This window comes from Streptomyces sp. NBC_01439, from assembly GCF_036227605.1.
Taxonomy (GTDB): Bacteria; Actinomycetota; Actinomycetes; order Streptomycetales; family Streptomycetaceae; genus Streptomyces.
This window is the reverse complement of the sequence record NZ_CP109487.1, coordinates 3250941-3270791: the sequence shown is the minus strand read 5'-3', so window position 1 is coordinate 3270791 and position 19851 is coordinate 3250941. Positions and strand designations below refer to the sequence as shown.

Annotated in this window: 15 protein-coding genes; 10 read left to right on the top strand and 5 right to left on the bottom strand. The window is 70.9% G+C overall.

Annotation, left to right across the window (positions count from 1 at the left end; translation table 11 throughout):
* Window positions 1-25: 25 nt before the first annotated feature.
* The 4 genes from OG207_RS14020 to OG207_RS14005 all read left to right on the top strand — a co-directional run bounded on the left by OG207_RS14020 (window position 26) and on the right by OG207_RS14005 (window position 4774).
* Window positions 26-580: a GNAT family N-acetyltransferase gene (locus OG207_RS14020; RefSeq protein ID WP_329098894.1), complete on the top strand. Its 555-nt coding sequence runs from the start codon at window positions 26-28 to the stop codon at window positions 578-580.
* Between the two features lie 121 nt (window positions 581-701).
* Window positions 702-1304 (top strand): hypothetical protein, encoded by a 603-nt coding sequence (locus OG207_RS14015; RefSeq protein WP_329098893.1) that lies wholly within the window; start codon window positions 702-704, stop codon window positions 1302-1304.
* A gap of 164 nt (window positions 1305-1468) precedes the next feature.
* Complete coding sequence (locus tag OG207_RS14010; protein ID WP_329098892.1) at window positions 1469-1657, top strand: hypothetical protein; 189 nt, start codon at window positions 1469-1471, stop codon at window positions 1655-1657.
* A 54-nt stretch (window positions 1658-1711) separates the two neighbouring features.
* Window positions 1712-4774 (top strand): helix-turn-helix transcriptional regulator, encoded by a 3063-nt coding sequence (locus OG207_RS14005; protein WP_329107610.1) that lies wholly within the window; start codon window positions 1712-1714, stop codon window positions 4772-4774.
* Here the strand turns inward: OG207_RS14005 and OG207_RS14000 are convergent.
* The 3 genes from OG207_RS14000 to OG207_RS13990 form a co-directional block, all read right to left on the bottom strand.
* Window positions 4737-4907: a DUF6191 domain-containing protein gene (locus OG207_RS14000; protein ID WP_202505376.1), complete on the bottom strand. Its 171-nt coding sequence runs from the start codon at window positions 4905-4907 to the stop codon at window positions 4737-4739. The genes OG207_RS14005 and OG207_RS14000 overlap by 38 nt on opposite strands.
* A 51-nt stretch (window positions 4908-4958) precedes the next feature.
* Entirely contained in the window at window positions 4959-6194 is a 1236-nt protein-coding gene (locus OG207_RS13995; RefSeq protein ID WP_329098891.1) for a PQQ-dependent sugar dehydrogenase, read from the bottom strand.
* A 144-nt stretch (window positions 6195-6338) separates the two neighbouring features.
* Window positions 6339-7346: an aldo/keto reductase gene (locus OG207_RS13990; RefSeq protein ID WP_329098890.1), complete on the bottom strand. Its 1008-nt coding sequence runs from the start codon at window positions 7344-7346 to the stop codon at window positions 6339-6341.
* Between the two features lie 73 nt (window positions 7347-7419).
* Between OG207_RS13990 and OG207_RS13985 the strand changes: the two genes are divergently transcribed.
* From OG207_RS13985 to serA, 6 genes are all read left to right on the top strand, one after another.
* A complete protein-coding gene (locus tag OG207_RS13985) occupies window positions 7420-8367 on the top strand; it encodes a 2-hydroxyacid dehydrogenase (protein WP_329098889.1) in 948 nt (315 codons plus the stop codon).
* 282 nt (window positions 8368-8649) lie between these two features.
* On the top strand, window positions 8650-11547 hold the full coding sequence (locus OG207_RS13980) for a putative bifunctional diguanylate cyclase/phosphodiesterase (RefSeq protein ID WP_443072713.1): 2898 nt from the start codon (window positions 8650-8652) through the stop codon (window positions 11545-11547).
* 204 nt (window positions 11548-11751) lie between these two features.
* Window positions 11752-13638 carry an acetolactate synthase large subunit gene (locus tag OG207_RS13975; protein WP_329098888.1) on the top strand — a complete coding sequence of 629 codons (1887 nt, stop codon included), beginning with the start codon at window positions 11752-11754 and terminating at the stop codon, window positions 13636-13638.
* A gap of 31 nt (window positions 13639-13669) precedes the next feature.
* Window positions 13670-14194 carry an acetolactate synthase small subunit gene (ilvN, locus tag OG207_RS13970; RefSeq protein ID WP_030010002.1) on the top strand — a complete coding sequence of 175 codons (525 nt, stop codon included), beginning with the start codon at window positions 13670-13672 and terminating at the stop codon, window positions 14192-14194.
* A 132-nt stretch (window positions 14195-14326) separates the two neighbouring features.
* Window positions 14327-15328: a ketol-acid reductoisomerase gene (gene ilvC, locus OG207_RS13965; protein ID WP_329098887.1), complete on the top strand. Its 1002-nt coding sequence runs from the start codon at window positions 14327-14329 to the stop codon at window positions 15326-15328.
* Between the two features lie 318 nt (window positions 15329-15646).
* On the top strand, window positions 15647-17236 hold the full coding sequence (serA, locus tag OG207_RS13960) for a phosphoglycerate dehydrogenase (RefSeq protein ID WP_329098886.1): 1590 nt from the start codon (window positions 15647-15649) through the stop codon (window positions 17234-17236).
* A 424-nt stretch (window positions 17237-17660) separates the two neighbouring features.
* Here serA and OG207_RS13955 read toward each other — a convergent pair whose 3' ends face one another.
* Both OG207_RS13955 and OG207_RS13950 read right to left on the bottom strand, forming a co-directional pair.
* Entirely contained in the window at window positions 17661-17879 is a 219-nt protein-coding gene (locus OG207_RS13955) for a hypothetical protein (RefSeq protein WP_329098885.1), read from the bottom strand.
* A gap of 394 nt (window positions 17880-18273) precedes the next feature.
* Entirely contained in the window at window positions 18274-19842 is a 1569-nt protein-coding gene (locus OG207_RS13950) for an MFS transporter (RefSeq protein ID WP_329098884.1), read from the bottom strand.
* Window positions 19843-19851 lie beyond the last annotated feature (9 nt).

Here is a 19851-nt window from a genome sequence, read left to right as displayed (position 1 = left end):
GCCCGAGACCCAAGGAAGACCGAGCATGTTTTCGATAGACCTGGCTGACGACGCCCGGATGTTCCCGCTGGAGGCCCGGCACGCCCAGGAGTTCTTCGCGCACATCGAGCGGGGACGCGAGTTCATCGGGCAGTACGTCGGCTTCCCGGACCGGACCACCGACCTCGACTCCGCCCGGGCCCTGCTCGCCCAGTACGCGGTGACGGCGGGGGAGGACGGCGCCCGGTTCTTCGGTATCCGGCTTGACGGCACCCTGGTGGGCGGGGTCCTCTTCCGGACGTTCGAGGCGCACTACGGCAACTGCGAGATCGGCTGCTGGCTGGAGCCCGACGCGGCCGGCCGGGGCCTGGTCACCAAGGCCTGCCAGGTGCTGATCGACTACGCCTTCGGCGAGCGCGGCATGCACCGCGTCGAGTGGCACGCGGCCTCCGGCAACAAGAAGAGCCTCGCCGTGGCCGCGCGCCTCGGCATGACCCGCGAGGGCGTCATGCGGGAGAACTACCTCCACCGCGGAGTCCGCCAGGACACCGAGGTCTGGTCGATTCTCTCCCACGAGTGGGCCGCGACCCGGTCCACCTGAGCCTGCCCGGGGCCCCGTCCGGGCCGGCCCTGCTGCGGGCTCCGTCGACCGCGGGGCCCACCACGGCCGGAACCAGCGGATTCTCAGAAGACTCTCAGACAGGGCACCTACGGTGCCCCGCATGGACACCACGAAGACCCCCGCCCCGAACGCCGCCGAGGCGGACACCACCCCGGCCGACCTCAAGAAGGCCGAGACCCCCCAGCCGGCCGAGGCCGGAGCCGACTCCGCGGTCACCGACGAGGTCACCGACGAGGTCACCGACACGGACCTGGACGACGAGGCGTTCGCCGACGACCAGGCCGAGGACCGGGAGCCGAGCCAGGTCGGATCCGCCGCCTTCGCGATCGTCGCCGCGGGTCTCGGCGTCGTCGCCCTCAGCGGTAGCTGGGTCGCGGGCATCGTGTCCGAGCGTGCGAGCGTCGCCGCCCGGCTGGAGCTGAGCCAGGCCGCCGACGCCAACGCGCAGATCGCCGCCCAGTTCGTCGACCCGTGGCACGCCACCGCGATGGTCAACGGCATCTTCTCCGCCCTCGCCCTGATCATCGCCACCTTCGTGCTGGCCCTCCCCGCCTTCAGCAGCCCCGAGCGCACCCTCCCCACCTGGGTGCGGTCCGTCTCCTGGGCGGGCATCGGACTGGGCGCCCTCGGCGTCCTGCTCTTTGTCCTCATGTACTTCGACCTCCTCCTCGCCATTCCCAAGGCGGCCGGAGCCGGCGCCTAGGCACTGCCTTAGGTCCGCAGGACCGGCATGGGGCTCCCAGGCCCCGGACTAAGGCCCCTGTCCCCGGTAGATGCGGCATGCGACCGATGTGCCGGTACCCCCTGGGGCGCGAATCTTGGATCACACCGAACGAGGTGCCCGAGCAACGCGACCAGGGAGCAGAGATGTTCGAGTACGAGATCGCCACCGCCGCCCGCAGCACCGACCTCATCCGTGAGGCGGCCGAGTACCGCACGGCCCGGGCGGCGCGGCGGGCCCACCGCGCCTCCTTGCCGAGCCAGGAACACGGACGGCGGGTGAGAACGTTCCGCAGCCGGTTCACCCCGCTCCGCGCCGCACACCGCGCGAACTGACACGTGATGAGAAGCGCACCGGCGGTGAGTGCCGCCGAGCAGGACGTCTGTGCGATGCTCGGCGGCGTGGAGACCAGATCTGTCAGCCCGGTGTTCGTCGGCCGAGCCGATGAACTGGCCGTACTCACCGACGCATTGACCCGGGCCGCCGGGCAGGAACCGCAGGCGATGCTCATCGGGGGAGAGGCCGGAGTCGGCAAGACCCGCCTCACCGAGGAGTTCCTCTGCGCGGCGGACTGCCGCGGCGCGGTCGTTGCCGTCGGAGGCTGTGTGGAGATCGGGGCGGAGGGCCTTCCCTTCGCCCCGTTCTCGACGGCCCTGCGCATCCTGCACCGGCTGCTGCCCGGAGAACTGGCCGCCGCTGCCGCCGGCCAGGAGGACGAGCTCGCCCGCATCCTCCCCGAACTCGGCGACACCCCACGAGGCCCGCACGACGAGGAGAGCACCGCCCGGCTCTTCGAACTGACGGCCCGGATGCTGGAGCGCCTCGCCGCCGACCGCACCGTCGTCCTCGTCCTGGAGGACCTGCACTGGGCGGACACCTCCACCCGACACCTGCTCTCCTACCTCTTCCGCACCCTCACCAGCGGCCGGCTCGTCATCGTCGCCACCTACCGTGCGGACGACGTGCACCGGCGTCACCCGCTGCGCCCGCTCCTCGCCGAACTCGACCGGCTCCGCACCGTCCGGCGCATCGAGCTGTCCCGCTTCAACCGGGCCGAGGTACGCCGCCAACTGGCCGGCATCCTCGCCGCTCAGCCCGACGAGGACTTCGTGGACTCCGTCTTCGACCGGTCGGACGGCAACGCCTTCTTCGTCGAGGAACTCGTCGCCTCCAGGGAAAGCGGCTGCCGCACCGGACTCACCGAATCCCTGCGCGACCTGCTCCTCGTCCGCGTCGAGGTGCTCCCCGACGAGACCCAAGGGCTGGTGCGCATCGTCGCCGAGGGCGGCTCCACCGTGGAGTACCCGCTGCTGCGCGCCGTCGCCGGGCTCACCGAGGACGAACTGATCGAGGCGCTGCGCGCCGCCGTCGGCGCCAACATCCTGCTCGCCACCCCCGACGGCGACGGCTACCGCTTCCGGCACTCCTTGGTCCGCGAGGCCGTCAGCGACGACCTCCTGCCCGGGGAGCGGGCCCGCGTCAACCGCCGCTACGCCGAGGCCATGGAGGCCGACGGGTCGCTGGTCCGGGCCGAAGAGCGGGTCATCCGGCTGGCCAGCTACTGGTACCACGCGAACGATCCCGCCAAGGCACTGCCCGCCGTACTCGCCGCCTCCGTGGCGGCCCGCCGCCGACACGCCTACTCGGAGCAACTGCGCCTGCTGGAGCGGGCCATGGACCTGTGGGACAGCGCCCCGGAAGACGTCATCGAGGCGCTTCGCCCGGCGGACTACACAGAGGTCTACCCTCCGTGCGGCTGCGACCCGGCCACCACCGCGCTCCAGCGGCTCGACCTGCTCGCCGAAGCCACCGTGGCGGCCCGCTACGGCGGCGAGCGCGACCGCGCCCTGAAGATCACGAAGACGGCGCTGCGCCTGCTGGAGGGCGACCCCGACCCGCTGCGGGCCGCCTGGTTCTGGACCGAGCGCTCCCGGCTGATCGCCGGCCTCGGGCGCGGCGACGGCTGGGAGGAGATAGCCAGGGCGCAGGACCTCGTCCGGGGGCTGCCCCCGTCCCAGGTGCACGCCGAGGTCCTCGTCCGGGCCGCGAGCTGGGGCATGCTCCACAAGCCGGGACCCGACAACCTCGCCGCCGCAGAACGCGCGGTCGAGTACGCACGCATGGTCGACGCCGAGGAGACCGAACTCAACGCCCGGATCACGGTCGGAGCCCTGCTCACCGACTCCGGCGACGAAGAGGGGGGCCTCGCGGAGATGCGCGCGGTCGTGGAACGGACCACGCAGCTCGGACTCACGATGCTGGCAGGGCGTGCGCATATCAATCTCACCTCTCAGCTGGAAAGTCTGGGACGGTCCCACGAAGCCGTGGAACTCGCCGAACAAGGGGCCGAACTGGTCCGCAGATCCCGGCTCCTGGACAGCGAGGCCTGGGTCTGCGGGAACATGGCCGAGAGCCTCTACAGCCTCGGCCGCTGGGACGAGGCCGCCGAAGCGGCCCGGCGTACCCTGCTGGTCGGCCAGAGCGCCGCCCCGCGCGGCTGCGCCTCGGCACGCCTCGCCTACCTGGCCCTGGCTCGAGGAGAGTCGGTCGAGGCGAACCACCAGCTCGCCGCGGCCCACACCTACTACGGCACCCACGAGACCCAGCCCCAGCACCGGATCCCGCTCTACCGCCTCGCGATCGGCGTGGCCGCGGCAGAGGGCCGCATCGCCGACGTCCGAGCCGAGACGGCCGCTGCCGTCGCCTACGGATTCCCGCTCGGGCAGCACCGCTACGCCTGGCCGCTGCTCCTTGCCGCCGCCACCGCGGAAGCGGACGCCCGGGGGCTTCCGGCCGCCGAGGCCGGCCGGGACGCGGCCCTGGACGTGCTGCGCACCGCCGCCCGCCCCCTGGCCACCCCAGTCCCGGTGTGGACCGCCCACGCCGAGTACGTCCGGGCCGAGCTGCTCCGGGCCGAGGCTCGGGACACCCTCGCCGACTGGACCGCCGTCGAGAAGGCCGTCCGCCCGCTGGAGCGCCCGTACCTGCTGGCCAGGGCCTGCCACCGGCTCGCGGAGTCCCTGCTGGCCGCCGGTGACCGGGAGCCCGCGGGCGCCCTGCTCCGCGAGGCCTACGCCACCGCCGAGCGGATCGGCTCACGCACCCTGCGCGAAGACCTGGCCCTGCTGGCCCAGCGCGCCCGCCTCCCGCTGACCGACGCCGACAGCGCCGCCACTGCGCCGGTCCCGGAGACCGATCCGGTCGAGGCGCTCGGGCTGACCAGTCGCGAGCGGGACGTACTGCGCCTGGTGGCGGCCGGCAGCACCAACCGGAAGATCGCCGAGGAGCTCTTCATCTCACCGAAGACGGCGAGCGTGCACGTCTCGAACATCCTGGCGAAGTTGGGCGTCGCCGGCCGTGGCGAGGCGGCCGCCCTCGCCCACCGGCTGCGTCTCTTCGCCGCACCGTCCCCGGTCAGTCCCCGTCCGGAGGCTGCTCGTCCAGGCGTATGAGTACCTTGCCGGAGTCGAGGTCTATCGGACCCCGTCCCGGATCGTTGTCATTGACGTCGGTCCGGGACAGCTCCAGCCGCTTCTTCTCCTCGTCCGTGTGTTTGCGTCCCGGGTTGAACAGCTCCTCGATCATGTTGAACACCGTGCCCACCACACCCTTCGTCCCCCGCCGGGAAGCCGCCGGTCACCGCACCGTCAGGGTCAAGATCCTGTCGTCGCCCGCTTCCGGCGACCCGCGTCCGTCCGTCTCGCTCGTGACCAGCAGCATCCGGTCCCCGCCGAGGGGCACCACCGTCCGCAGCCGTCCGTACTCGCCCTCCAAGAAGGGCTCCGGCTCCGCCACCAGCTCCGTCCCGGCCAGCGGGATCCGCCACAGCCGCTTGCCCTTCAGCCCGGCCATCCACACCGAACCCTGCGCCCACGCGATCCCGCTCGGCGAGGCCTCATCGGTCTTCCACACGGCCACCGGATCCCGGAAGCCGGGCTTCCCCGCCTTTCCCTCGGCCTCGGGCCACCCGTAGTTGGCGCCGGGCTCGATCAGATTGAGCTCGTCCCAGGTGTTCTGGCCGAACTCGGCCGCCCACAGCCGTTTGTCCTTGTCCCAGGCGAGGCCCTGCACATTGCGGTGGCCGTAGGAGTAGACGACGGAATCCGCCTCCGGATTGCCGTGCACCGGATCCCCGTCCGGAGTCATCCGCAAGATCTTGCCGCCCAGCGACTTCTTGTCCTGCGCGAGCCCGGTGTCACCGGTCTCACCCGTTCCCGCATAGAGCATCTTGTCCGGGCCGAAGGCGATCCGGCCGCCGTTGTGGATGAGGCCCTTGGGAATGCCCCGGAACACCGTGTCGGGCGCTCCCAGTTGCTGTCCGGGAGGTCTCTGTTCGTCGTACCGCAGCCGGGCGATGCGGTTGTCGGACTCGGTCGTGAAGTACACGTACACCAGCCGGTCCGAAGCGAAGGTGGGCGACAGGGCGAGGCCCATCAGCCCGCCCTCCCCGCCCGGAGCCACCCCCGGCACCTTGCCGATCTGGGTCATTGTGCCCGAACCCGTCGCGACCCTGCTGATCGTGCCCTTGTCCCGCGAGGCCACCAAGAGGTCCCCGCCCGGCAGCGGGGCCACGCCCCACGGCGACTCCAGCCCCTTGGCCACCTCGCCGGTCACCGTCACGGTCCCCTTCGCCGGTGGGGCGGCGGCCTCCGGCGACGAGGACGGGCTCCCCGACGGCCCCGGCGACCCGGAGCCCGCCGCGGCCGTGCTCGATGATGAGCCGGCCGGCCCCGTGCCCGGTACACCCTCCGGCGAGCACCCCGCCGCCAGCAGGGCGCCGCAACCGGCCAGCGCGAGCGCCGCCACCACACTCCGGCTCCGCCCGCCCGCGCCCTCGGGTCCCGCCCGCCCGGGAGAACTTCCGTATCGCATCGCCCTGCTCCCTTCCGGTCCTCCGATCGTGCCCTTCATCCCTCTCAACAGCTCCGGCAGTTCGCGAAGTTCCACCACTCGTACACTCGATCGAGTGGTTGTCCGGCCGTCCCCGGATCGACCCCGGCCCCCGCCGGTGCCGGATCAGTCCCAGGCTCCCACTTCGACCGGAAGGGCCGCGATCTCGGCCAGGTCCCCGGCCGAGAGCCGGACCTCCGCCGCCCGCGCGTTCTCCGCCGCCCACGGCGCCCGGTCGGCCCCCGGCACCGGCACCACCTGCGGCCCCTGCGCCAGTACCCAGGCCAGGGCCACCTGCGCGACCGTCACCTCGGGGCCGTGCCGACGGGCCACCTGCCGCAGCCCCGCCAGCAGCACCTGGTTCGACGCCATCGCCGCCGCCGTGAACCGCGGATGCCGGGCCCGCACGTCCTGCGGCTCGAACCCCTCACCCGGCGTGAGGGTCCCCGTGAGGAACCCGCTGCCCAGCGGCATCGCCGCCAGGAACCCCACCCCGCGCGCCGCGCACCACGGCAGCAGCTGCCACGCCGCCTGCGGCGACCACACCGACAGCTCCGCCTGCACCGCGCTCACCGGGAACACCTGCTGGAGCCGCTCCAAGTGCCGCAGGGTCGTCCGGTACTCCCGGTCCCGGCTCCGCCCGGCCCCGGGCCCGGCCCCGGCGCCCAGCGCGCAGTACCCGAGCGCCCGCACCTTGCCCGCGCCCACCAGCTCGGCCATGGCCCCCCAGGTCTCCTCCACGGGCACGTCCGGATCCACCCGGTGCAGCTGGTAGAGGTCTATGACATCGGTCCGCAGCCGCCGCAGCGAGGCGTCGCAGGCCCGCCTCAGGTAGCCGGGCCGCCCGTCGGCGACCACGTGCTGGTCACCCGCCCGCAGTCCCACCTTGGCCGAGACGAACGCCTCGGACCGCCGATCCCGCAGCACCCGCCCGAGCAGCAGCTCATTGGTGAACGGCCCGTACACGTCGGCCGTGTCCAGCAGGTTCGACCCCAGGTCCAGCGCCGTGTGCACGGCGGCCAGCGACTCCTGCCCCCGCCGCCGTGAAGGCGCGTACGCCCAGCTCATCGGCATACAACCGAGGCCGATGGCGCCCACCGTCAGCGCCCCCGCCCCGATCGACCTGCGCTCCACCCCTGCATCCCCCTCCGGCTCCGGCCATCAAACTAACGGCTTGATCCGGATGCCTTGGCATAGCCTCGTGATCATGACTGCAATGACCCCGGATGTCTGGCTTCCGTTCCCCGCCGAGGAGATCGAGGGCCTCCCCGACTCCTTCCGGTACCGCCTCTGGGACGGCGAGGACGCCTTCCCGGCCGATCCGGCCGACTGCGTCTTCTACGTGCCGCCCTACATGAAGTCCCCCGAGGTCACCGTGCGCCCGCTGGCGTCGATGCACGCGGTCCAGGTCGTCCAGACCCTGACCGCCGGCATCGACGACGTGCTGGGTCGCCTCGGCGACCTGCGCCCCGGCGTACGTCTGTGCAACGCCGTCGGGGTCCACACGGCCAGCACCGCCGAACTCGCCCTCGCGCTGACCCTCGCCTCCCTGCGCGGCATCCCCGGCATGGTCCGCGGCCAGGACCGCGAGGAATGGCGTTCCGGTTTCTACGACGCCCTCGCCGATAAGTCGGTTCTGATCATCGGCTACGGATCGATCGGCTCCGCGATCGAGGACCGGCTCGTGGCCTTCGAATGCGGCCCGGTCGCGCGCGTGGCGCGTACGGCCAGGACCACCGGACGCGGGCCGGTGCACACCCTCGCCGACCTGCCCGGGCTTCTGCCCCGGGCCGACGTGGTGGTCCTCGTGACACCGCTGACCGACGCCACCCGGGGCCTGGTCGGCGCCGACTTCCTCCGCCGGATGAAGGACGGCGCCCTGCTCGTGAACGTGGCGCGCGGTCCGGTCGTCGACACCAAGTCCCTGCTGGCGGAGGTGGAGTCGGGCCGGCTGCGCGCGGCACTCGACGTCACCGACCCGGAGCCGCTGCCCGCGGGCCACCCGCTCTGGCACGCTCCGAACGTCCTGATCACCCCTCATGTCGGTGGCAGCAGCTCGGCGTTCGAACCGAGGGCCAAACGCCTGCTGGCCCGCCAGCTCACTCGGTTCGCCGCCGGTGAGCCGGTGGAACACACGGTGTTGATCACCGAGTGACGCCCGGTGCGCACGCTCCGCAGTCGTTCGAATGCACTGGGTGGACTCAACTCCCCGATTGGTAACGGAGAGTAGAGAGACTATGTCCCTGAGTGACGAAAGTGGTGTATCGTCCGGAAGAAGGGGCTGCGCCGCGAACGTCTGGCGCTGGGGAGTGATCGGACACTTTGGGGGGCGACGGGCGATGTACGGCCAATGGACAAAGGATCCGATGCGGCACGGCCGCCGGAGGCGACGCTGCCGAGACTGGGCTGCACCGGACCCAGCCGGCGAGGGGGACCGGTGAGTACCCCGGGGGCGGCGCTCCTGAACCGGCCCTCCGTCTCGGGCGGAGGCAAGGGCCTGGCGATGCAGCTGCTCCTCGCGGTGGTCAGCGGCGGGTACGCCGTCGGCGCCGCCCTCAACTGGGGCTCGGAGGAAGTCGCCGAGATCATGGGCGACTTCGGGCTCAGCGCGGCCGGCTTATTCGCCGCGGTCTCCTGCTACTCCTACGCGAGGGCGATCGACAGCCGCGAACGCCCCGCCTGGCTGCTCTTCGCCTTCTCCTCCCTGATGGGCGCCGGCGGCAACGCGGTCTGGGGCTGGTACGAGGTGATCCTGGGCGAGGAAGTGCCGAAACCCTCGCTCGCCGACTTCGCCTTCCTCTGCTTCGCCCCGCCCGCCATCGTGGGCCTGCTCGTCCTCGCCAAACGGCCGGTCACCCGCGCCGGCTGGGTGTGCCTCGGGCTCGACTCGTGGCTCATCGGCGGCTCCCTGCTCACGCTCTCCTGGAGCCTGGCCCTGGCCCACGCGGCACGGACCGCCCAGTCCGGCGCCCCCGGCAGCGTCCCGCGCGCCGCGCTCTCCCTCGCCTACCCGCTCCTGGACATCGCGCTCGTCTCGATGGTCCTGGTCCTGCACTTCCGGCGGAGCGAGACCAACCGCTCCGCCGTCAACACCGCCATCGCGGCGCTGGCCCTGACCGTGCTCAGCGACGCCCTGTTCACTTCGCCCCTCCTGAGCGCCGAGTACCAGTCCGGACAGCTGCTCGACGCAGGTTGGTTCGCAGGCTCGCTGCTCCTCGCGTACGCACCCTGGGGCGCCCGACGCCTCCATCCCGGCCCGGAGCCGGCCGGCCGCCCGCGCGTGGACCGGGCGCACAGCCGCCCGATCACCGGCTCGCTGCCCGCCCTCACCCCGTACCTCGCGGCCGCCGTGTGCACCCTCGGCATCCTGTACAACGTCGTGGACGGCAGGAAGGTGGACCGGATGGTCGTCTTCACCGGCTGCACGGTCGTGCTCGCCCTCGTCATCCGGCAGGGCATCATGCTCCTCGACAACATCGCGCTGACCCAGGAACTGGCCCAGAAGGAGAACCACTTCCGTTCCCTGGTCCAGGGTTCCAGCGACGTCATCATGATCGCCGCGCCCACCGGAACCCTGCGCTACGTCAGCCCCGCGGCCGCCGGGGTCTACGGCCGCGAGGCGGAAGAGCTGGTCGGCACCGAGCTCGCCTCCCTGATCCACCCCGACGACCTCGGCCGGGTGGTCCACGAGGTGCGCCGCTTCCTCGCCGCACCGCCGACCGAGGAGCCCACCACCCGCATCGAATGCCGCTTCAAATCGGGCGGCGGCGAGTGGCTCAACGTGGAGTCCACCGTCAACCGCCACCAGGGCGGGCTCATCCTCAACAGTCGGGACGTCACCGAGCGGGTCCGGCTCCAGGCCCAGCTCCAGCACAGCGCCGAACACGATCCGCTGACCGACCTGCCCAACCGGGCCCTGTTCACCCGGCGCGTGCGCCAGGCCCTGACCGGCCGGCGCGCCGGCGACCACAGCACCGCCGTGCTCTTCATCGACCTCGATGGCTTCAAGGCGGTCAACGACACCATCGGCCACCAGGCCGGAGACGAACTGCTCGTCGAAGCCGCGCGCAGGCTCCAGGACTCGGTCCGGGCCGGGGACACCGCGGCCCGCCTCGGCGGCGACGAGTTCGCCGCACTGATCCTGGGCGACGGAAACCGCGACCCCAGCGCCCGTGAGTACCAGGTACGCGAGATCGCCGATCGGCTGCGCACCACCCTTTCCCAGCCGTACCGGATCGGCGCCAGCGAGGTCCGGGTCGCGGCGAGCATCGGAGCCGCCTTCGCCGACCCCGGCATCACCCCTTCGGACCTGATGCGCAACGCGGATCTCGCGATGTACCGGGCCAAGGCCGGCGGCAAGGACCGCGTCGAGATGTACGCCCCCCAGATGCAGGCCGAAGTCGTGCGCAAGGCCGAGCTGGCCGGCCGGCTGCGGACGGCACTGCACGAGGGCGAGTTCGCCCTGCTGCACCAGCCCGTGGTCTCGCTGGCCACCGGGGAGGTGTCGGCCGTCGCAGCGCAGGCCCGCTGGCGCTCGGCCCAGGGGATTCTCTTCACCCCGGCGGAGTTCCTCCGGGTCGCCGAGTACAGCGAGGGCGGTACCGGTGGGCGTGGCGGCTCCGGCGCCGCCGGCCACGACGCCTCGCGCACCGCCGAGCTGGGGCGATGGCTGTTGGAGGAGGCCGTGGAGCAGGCCGCCGACCGGCACCGGGCCGGGCACGACGTGCCCGTGGCCGTGCGGATGACCGCCCAGCGCCTCCTGGACCGGTCCATGCCGCTCGGCTCCGTGGAGGCCCTGCTGACCCGGCACGGGCTGCCCTCCGGGGCCCTGGTGCTGGAGCTCGCCGTATCCGATCCCAGAGTGCCCTTCGACGACCTGGAACGCCGCCTGGCCGCCCTGCACCGGCTCGGGGTGGGCATCGCCCTGGACGGCTTCGGCAGCGGCTACGCGGCCATCAGCGCCCTGCGCCGGCTCCCCGTGGACATGCTCAAGCTGGACCGGGGCCTGGTGGAGGGAGTGGTCGAGTCCGCCCGCCTGCATAAGATCACTGCAGGTCTCTTGCGGATCGCAAACGACCTCGGAATGCGGTCCGTCGCGGACGGAGTGGATCTGCCCGAGCAGGTCCTGGCGCTGCGCGCGATGGGGTGTACGCACGGCCAAGGAATGGCTTTTTCCGGCCCGCTCGACGAGTACAGGCTGCGCCGTGCGCTGGTGCGCGGTACGTTCCCAGTACCGGGCGGAGCGGCCCAACCAGCACTGGCCGGCGGCTCCTCCGGGGGCTCGATGGCCATCCTTAGAGGCTCACATAATGAGACGCCCGTCCCACCTACTTGACATCACCCTCCCGCCAGAGGGAGGGTCAATGCCATGCGCACCCGAATTCTCGTACTTGGAAAGCGCGTCGGCTGAAGCTGGGACCTGCTTGTCCCCGCTCAACACCCCCGACGCGCTCCCCTCGCTTGCCTCCTGGCACGAGGGGTTTTTTGTTGCACTGGCACAGAGTCGAATCCGCGTAAAACCCTCAGCTTCGAGAAGAGAATGCCGATGACCGAGCAGGCCACCGGGGCCCACCATCCGCAGCCGCGGCCCCGTTCCGGCGGACAGCAGTCCGCCGCAGTTGAGCACGTCACGGGTGCGCAGTCCCTCATCCGCTCTCTCGAAGAGGTGGGGTGCGACACCGTCTTCGGCATTCCGGGCGGCGCCATCCTCCCCGCGTACGACCCGATGATGGACTCCAAGAAGGTCCGTCACATCCTGGTCCGTCACGAGCAGGGGGCCGGCCACGCCGCCACCGGCTACGCGCAGGCCACCGGCAAGGTCGGCGTCTGTATGGCCACGTCCGGACCGGGCGCCACGAACCTCGTCACCCCGATCGCCGACGCGCACATGGACTCCGTCCCGCTCGTCGCGATCACCGGTCAGGTCTCCTCCAAGGCGATCGGCACCGACGCCTTCCAGGAGGCGGACATCGTCGGCATCACCATGCCGATCACCAAGCACAACTTCCTGGTCACCCGGGCCGAGGACATCCCGAAGACGATTGCCGAGGCGTTCCACATCGCGGCCACCGGTCGTCCCGGGCCCGTCCTCGTCGACATCGCCAAGGACGCCCTGCAGGCGAAGACCACCTTCTCGTGGCCGCCCTCCCAGGACCTCCCCGGTTACCGGCCGGTCACCAAGCCGCACGCCAAGCAGATCCGCGAGGCAGCCAAGCTCATCTGCCAGGCCAAGCGGCCGGTCCTGTACGTCGGCGGCGGCGTCATGAAGTCCGGCGCGACCGCCGAGCTGAAGGTCCTCGCCGAGCTGACCGGCGTCCCCGTCTGCACCACCCTGATGGCGCTGGGCTCCTTCCCCGACAGCCACCCGCTGCACGTCGGCATGCCCGGCATGCACGGCAGCGTCACCGGTGTCACCTCGCTGCAGAAGTCGGACCTGCTGATCGCCCTCGGCACCCGCTTCGACGACCGCGTCACCGGCAAGCTGGACAGCTTCGCCCCCTTCGCCAAGATCATCCACGCGGACATCGACCCCGCCGAGATCGGCAAGAACCGCGCCGTCGACGTCCCGATCGTCGGCGACGCCCGCGAGGTCATCGCCGATCTGATCCAGGCCGTCCAAGCCGAGCACACCGAGGGCAACCCCGGCGACTACACCGCCTGGTGGAACGACCTCAACCGCTGGCGCGAAACGTACCCGCTGGGCTACGACCTGCCCGCCGACGGCAGCCTCTCCCCGCAGCAGGTCATCGAGCGGATCGGCGCGCTCGCGCCCAAGGGCACGGTCTTCGCGGCCGGCGTCGGCCAGCACCAGATGTGGGCCTCGCACTTCGTCAAGTACGAGGAGCCCCGTACCTGGCTGAACTCCGGCGGCGCCGGAACCATGGGCTACGCGGTCCCGGCCGCGATGGGCGCCAAGGTCGGCATGCCCGAGCGCACGGTCTGGGCGATCGACGGTGACGGCTGCTTCCAGATGACCAATCAGGAACTGGTCACCTGCGCCCTGAACAACATCCCGATCAAGGTCGCGATCATCAACAACGGTGCGCTGGGCATGGTCCGCCAGTGGCAGACCCTGTTCTACAACCAGCGGTACTCCAACACCGTCCTGCACGCCGACGAGACGGGGCACGACACGGTCGGCTCCCAGCTCGGCGAGTCCATCGCGCCCCGCAAGGGCACGCGCGTCCCGGACTTCGTCAAGCTGGCGGAGGCCATGGGCTGCGTGGCGCTGCGCTGCGAGGACCCGGCCGACCTGGACAAGGTCATCGCCGAGGCCAACGCGATCAACGACCGTACCGTCGTGATCGACTTCATCGTCCACGAGGACGCCATGGTGTGGCCGATGGTCGCCGCCGGCACCTCCAACGACGAGGTCATGGCAGCCCGGGGCGTCCGTCCCGACTTCGGCGACAACGAAGACGACTGAGCCGAGAGAGCCGAGAGAGAGAACGCCCCACATGTCCAAGCACACGCTCTCCGTCCTGGTCGAGAACACGCCCGGCATCCTCGCCCGGATCGCCGCGCTGTTCTCCCGCCGCGGGTTCAACATCGACTCCCTGGCGGTCGGTGTCACCGAGCACCCCGACATCTCCCGCATCACCATCGTCGTCAACGTCGAGGACCTCCCGCTGGAGCAGGTGACCAAGCAGCTGAACAAGCTGGTCAACGTGCTCAAGATCGTCGAGCTGGAGTCCCACAACGCCATCGAGCGCGAGCTCGTCCTGGTGAAGGTCCGCGCCGACAACGAGACCCGTTCGCAGATCGTCGAGATCGTCCAGCTCTTCCGCGCCAAGACGGTCGACGTCTCCCCGGAGGCCGTCACCATCGAGGCCACCGGCGGCTCCGACAAGCTCGGCGCGATGCTCAAGATGCTGGAGCCGTTCGGCATCAAGGAGCTCGTCCAGTCCGGCACGATCGCCATAGGGCGTGGCGGCCGGTCCATCACGGACCGCAGTCTGCGCGCGCTCGACCGCAGCGCCTGACCCGCCCGGCCCGGCACCGCGGACACGTGAGCCGGGTCAGACACGCTCTGCTCGCATAGCGAGACCGAGAAACTCAGATCCGTTCCCCGCCGTACGGTGGGAGCAACACCAGCGCACCAAGGAGATATCCCAGTGGCCGAGCTGTTCTACGAGAACGACGCCGACCTGTCCATCATCCAGGGCCGCAAGGTCGCGGTCATCGGTTACGGCAGCCAGGGCCACGCCCACGCGCTGTCGCTCCGTGACTCCGGCGTCGACGTCGTCGTCGGTCTGAAGGAGGGCTCGAAGTCCAAGGCCAAGGCCGAGGAGCAGGGTCTGAAGGTCGTCCCCGTGGCCGAGGCCGCCGCCTGGGCGAACGTCATCATGATCCTCACCCCGGACCCGCTGCAGGCCGAGATCTACGAGGAGTCCATCAAGGAGCACCTCAAGGAGGGCGACGCGCTCTTCTTCGGCCACGGCTTCAACGTCCGCTACGGCTTCATCAAGCCGCCCACCAACGTGGACGTCGCGCTGGTCGCCCCGAAGGGCCCGGGCCACCTGGTCCGCCGCCAGTACGAGGAGGGCCGCGGCGTTCCGTGCATCGCCGCCGTCGAGCAGGACGCCACCGGCAAGGCCTTCGACCTGGCGCTCTCGTACGCGGCCGGCATCGGCGGCACCCGCGCCGGCGTCATCAAGACCACCTTCACCGAGGAGACCGAGACCGACCTGTTCGGTGAGCAGGCCGTCCTCTGCGGTGGCGCCTCCGCCCTGGTCAAGGCCGGTTTCGAGACCCTGACCGAGGCCGGCTACCAGCCGGAGATCGCGTACTTCGAGTGCCTGCACGAGCTGAAGCTCATCGTGGACCTCATGTACGAGGGCGGCCTGGAGAAGATGCGCTGGTCCGTCTCCGAGACCGCCGAGTGGGGCGACTACATCACCGGCCCGCGCGTCATCACCGACGCCACCAAGGCCGAGATGAAGAAGGTCCTCGCGGAGATCCAGAGCGGCGAGTTCGCCAACACCTGGATGGCCGAGTACAAGGCCGGTCTGCCGAAGTACAACGAGTACAAGAAGGCCGACGAGGAGCACCTGCTGGAGACCACCGGCAAGAAGCTGCGCAAGCTGATGAGCTGGGTCGACAGCGACGAGAGCTGATCTCGTGGCGGCGGGGCCGGGACACGTGAGGTCCCGGCCCCGCCGTGCTTCGGCGCAGGAGCCGGCTCGTCCGAACGGACGGGCCGCAGGGAACCCGGGATGCCGGGAATCCGCCCCTCAACGGCGCGGCTTGTCCACCCCGGCCAACCACGGACGGGTGATCCTTCCGTACAGGCGGAAATCCGGCCCGTCAGCGCCACTACACTGCTCAACACATACGCGTCAGGCCCACAGTGTCGTGCGTCTTCCACGCGGCTACCCCCTCCACCGCCTGCGGCCGTCGGGACGGCCGTCCGCACTGGACTTGTGAGGACCCACGTGAGCTCGAAACCTGTCGTACTCATCGCCGAAGAGCTGTCGCCCGCCACCGTCGAGGCGCTGGGCCCGGACTTCGAGATCCGGCACTGCAACGGCGCGGACCGCGCCGAGCTGCTGCCCGCGATCGTCGACGTGGACGCGATCCTCGTCCGCTCCGCCACCAAGGTCGACGCCGAGGCCATCGCCGCGGCCAAGAAGTTGAGGGTCGTCGCGCGCGCGGGCGTCGGTCTGGACAACGTGGACGTCTCCGCCGCCACCAAGGCCGGCGTGATGGTCGTCAACGCGCCGACCTCGAACATCGTGACCGCGGCCGAGCTCGCGTGCGGCCTGCTCGTCGCCACCGCCCGCAACATTCCGCAGGCCAACACCGCCCTGAAGAACGGCGAGTGGAAGCGGAACAAGTACACCGGTGTCGAGCTCAGCGAGAAGACCCTGGGTGTCGTCGGCCTCGGCCGCATCGGCGTGCTGGTCGCCCAGCGCATGTCGGCCTTCGGCATGAAGATCGTCGCGTACGACCCCTACGTACAGCCCGCGCGCGCCGCCCAGATGGGCGTCAAGATGCTGGCGCTGGACGAGCTCCTGGAGATCGCCGACTTCATCACCGTGCACCTGCCCAAGACCCCCGAGACCCTCGGTCTCATCGGGGACGAGGCCCTGCACAAGGTGAAGCCGTCGGTCCGCATCGTCAACGCCGCCCGCGGCGGGATCGTCGACGAGGCCGCGCTGTACACGGCCATCAAGGAGGGCCGCGTCGCCGGCGCCGGTCTCGACGTGTACGCGAAGGAGCCCTGCACGGACTCCCCGCTGTTCGAGCTCGACCAGGTCGTCTGCACCCCGCACCTCGGCGCGTCCACGGACGAGGCCCAGGAGAAGGCCGGTGTCTCGGTCGCCAAGTCGGTGCGCCTCGCGCTCGCCGGTGAGCTCGTGCCGGACGCGGTCAACGTCCAGGGCGGTGTCATCGCCGAGGACGTCCGTCCCGGCCTGCCGCTCGCCGAAAAGCTCGGCCGCATCTTCACCGCCCTCGCGGGCGAGGTCGCGGTCCGCCTCGACGTCGAGGTCTGCGGCGAGATCACCCAGCACGACGTCAAGGTGCTCGAACTCTCCGCCCTCAAGGGCGTCTTCGAGGACGTCGTCGACGAGACGGTCTCCTACGTCAACGCCCCGCTGTTCGCGCAGGAGCGCGGCGTCGAGGTCCGTCTGACCACCAGCTCGGAGTCCCCGGACCACCGCAACGTGGTGACCGTCCGCGGCACCCTGTCGGACGGTCAGGAGGTCTCGGTCTCCGGCACGCTCGCGGGCCCGAAGCACCTTCAGAAGATCGTGGGCGTCGGCGAGTACGACGTGGACCTGGCGCTCGCCGACCACATGGTCGTGCTGCGCTACACCGACCGCCCCGGCGTGGTCGGCGCCGTCGGCCGCGTCCTCGGCGAGGGCGGCCTGAACATCGCGGGCATGCAGGTCGCGCGGGCCGAGGAGCACGGTGAGGCGCTCGCCGTCCTCACCGTCGACGCCCCGGTCCCGGGAGACGTCCTCGCGGACATCGCCACCGAGATCGGCGCCGTCTCGGCGCGCACGGTCAGCCTCGCCTGAGCCCGTCGGAGCGATGAGGTGAAGGAAGGACCCGGGGGACCGGCGAATTCCAGGAGTCGTTGCAACACGTGATCACCGACGTGTGGTGGCGAGCAGTTTGGACAGGCGCTCGGCTGGGGTTTCCCAGCCGAGCGTCTTGCGTGGGCGGCTGTTGAGTTCGGCAGCGAATGCGTCGAGGTGTGGCCGGACAGGCTGCTGCCCTAGAGACTGCCCGATTCGCGACCAGCGTACGGGCCCCGATCCCTCGCCCCATGGCAGCTCCAGCCCAAAGCCGCTCCCGCCGACCTCATCCGGCTCGTGTGCGATCGTCACGCCTCCCAGGTGCGTTGAGCCGTCAGCCGAGGGAGAAGGCACGCGAGGGAGTCGCCCCGCAACGCGTGGCTGCGGGGCGACGATCCACTTTCGCAACGGGCCCTAGCGGGGTTTAGTCGACAGTCTGGCCGTCGTACATACCGCCCCTGCAGGTCGGGAGCACGGGCGTCGACCGATCGATCGTTCCGCCGTTGTCCGTGCACTCACCCGGGGTGACGCTGCCGGTGGTGGCGGTAGTGGCGGTGGTGGCGGCGGTGGCGGCGCCTGTGAAGCCGAGTCCGGCGAGGGCTGCCGTGGCGAAGGCTGCAGCGAGGATTCGTCGAATGCGCATGTGGTTCGCCTTTCACAGATTGCCTCGGTTGGGGCACTAGCCAGCTTGATCTTCACCCATGTGGATGGCACGTCATGTTGGGCCATTCGGGTGACAGTGTCATCGGGTGCGGGGTCGGTGACGCGACCCGTCGGAGCGGATGGAAGCCCGTGCCACATCCGTGCCAGAAAGAGCGGATCCCGGCGGTCAAGAGCAGTCAAGCGCGACGCCTCGCGATTAATCGCCAGAGGCCGTTTGCGCTGGTCAGCGTCAACCCCCTCCGTGACGGCCCGGTGATTCCCAAGCTCAGAGCGCGGGTTCGATTCCCGTCACCCGCTCCACGGCGAGGGGCCAGCTCATAGGCGAATCCCCGGGCCCTTCAGCGTTCCGTCGGCCGCGTGCCGCGGCGGGCGGTTCAGTGGTACGCCGCCTCGTGGGCGCGGACTTCGGGACCCGTCGCGGGCCCGGTCGCGGGCTCCGTTGCGGACGGGGCGGGTGCTTCGATCCCGCGCAGCAGGGCCGCGGCGAGCACGGCCGCCCCGAGCAGCAGCGCCGTACCGCCCCAGGCCGCGTACTGCATCCCGTGGACGAAGGCTTCCCGGGCCAGGGCCAGCACCTGCTCCCCGGCCGGCCCGCCGATGTGGTCGGCGGTGGCGACGGCCCCGCCCAGGGTCTCCCGTACCGCGGGCTCGGCACCGGTCAGGTCGTCGCGGTAGACCGCGGTGCCCAGGCTGCCGAGGAGCGCCATGCCCAGGGCGCCGCCGAACTCCGTCCCGGTCTCCAGCAGGGAGGCGGCGGAACCGGCCTTCTCGGCGGGGGCCGAGGCGAGCGCCATGTCGGACACCAGGGACAGCACGGCGACGATGCCCGAGACCAGCACCGCGCAGCCGGTGAGGATCAGCCACAACGAGTCGGTGTCCACCAGGCTGATCAGGACGAACCCGGCGGCGGCGAGGGCGAACCCGCCGGCGATGACGTGGGCCCGGTCCACCTTCTGGGCCAGGGCGGCGGACACCGGGGCCGCGGCGCCGATGACGACCGAGGGGGCCAGGCTCCACAGCGCGGCTTCCAGGGTGCCCATTCCGAGCACCGACTGGAGGTACTGGGTGGTGAAGTAGGCCGAACCCGTCATGGCGAAGGCGGCGATGGTGCTCAGAGTGATGCCCGCCCCGAAACCGCGGCCCCGGAACAGTGCCCGGCTCACCATGGCGTCGTCACGGGAGCGCTGGCGGCGGACGAAGACGTACCCGAAGGCCAGGCCGAGGGCGAGGCAGCCCAGGTAGAGGGGTTCAAAGCCCTCGGCGGCGATCCCCTTGAGCCCGTAGACGACCGGCAGCACGGCGGCCATGCAGAGCGGGACGCTCAGCAGGTCGAAGCGGCCGGGGTTCGGGTCCTTGAACTCCGGGACCAGGATCGGGACCAGGAGCAGCAGGAGCAGCATGGCGGGCACGTTGATGAGGAAGACGGAGCCCCAGTAGAAGTGGTTCAGCATCACCCCGCTGAGCACCGAGCCGAGTGCGATGCCGCCGGTCATGGCTCCGGACCAGATCGCGATGGCCTGCCCGCGCTGCTTGTCGTCCTGGAAGAGGTTCCGTACGAGGGCCAGCGTGGAGGGCATCAGGGTCGCGCCGCCGATGCCGAGCAGGATGCGGGCCGCGATGAGCATTTCGGCGCTGGTGGCGCAGCCGGCCCCGATCGAGGCGAGGCCGAAGGCGGTCGCGCCGATCAGCAGCAGCTTGCGGCGGCCGATCCGGTCGCCGAGCGAGCCCATCGTGATCAGCAGGCCGGAGAGGGCGAAGGCGTAGCTGTCGAAGATCCACAGCTGCTGGGTGGAGCTCGGGTCGAGCTGGTCGGTGATGGCCGGGATGGCGAAGTAGAGGACGGAGATGTCCATCGAGACCAGGAGCAGGGGCAGCAGGAGGACGGTGAAGGCGGTCCATTCGCGGCGGCCGGCACGTCGCGCTGTGGCAGCGGGAGTTGTCATGGGCAGGAA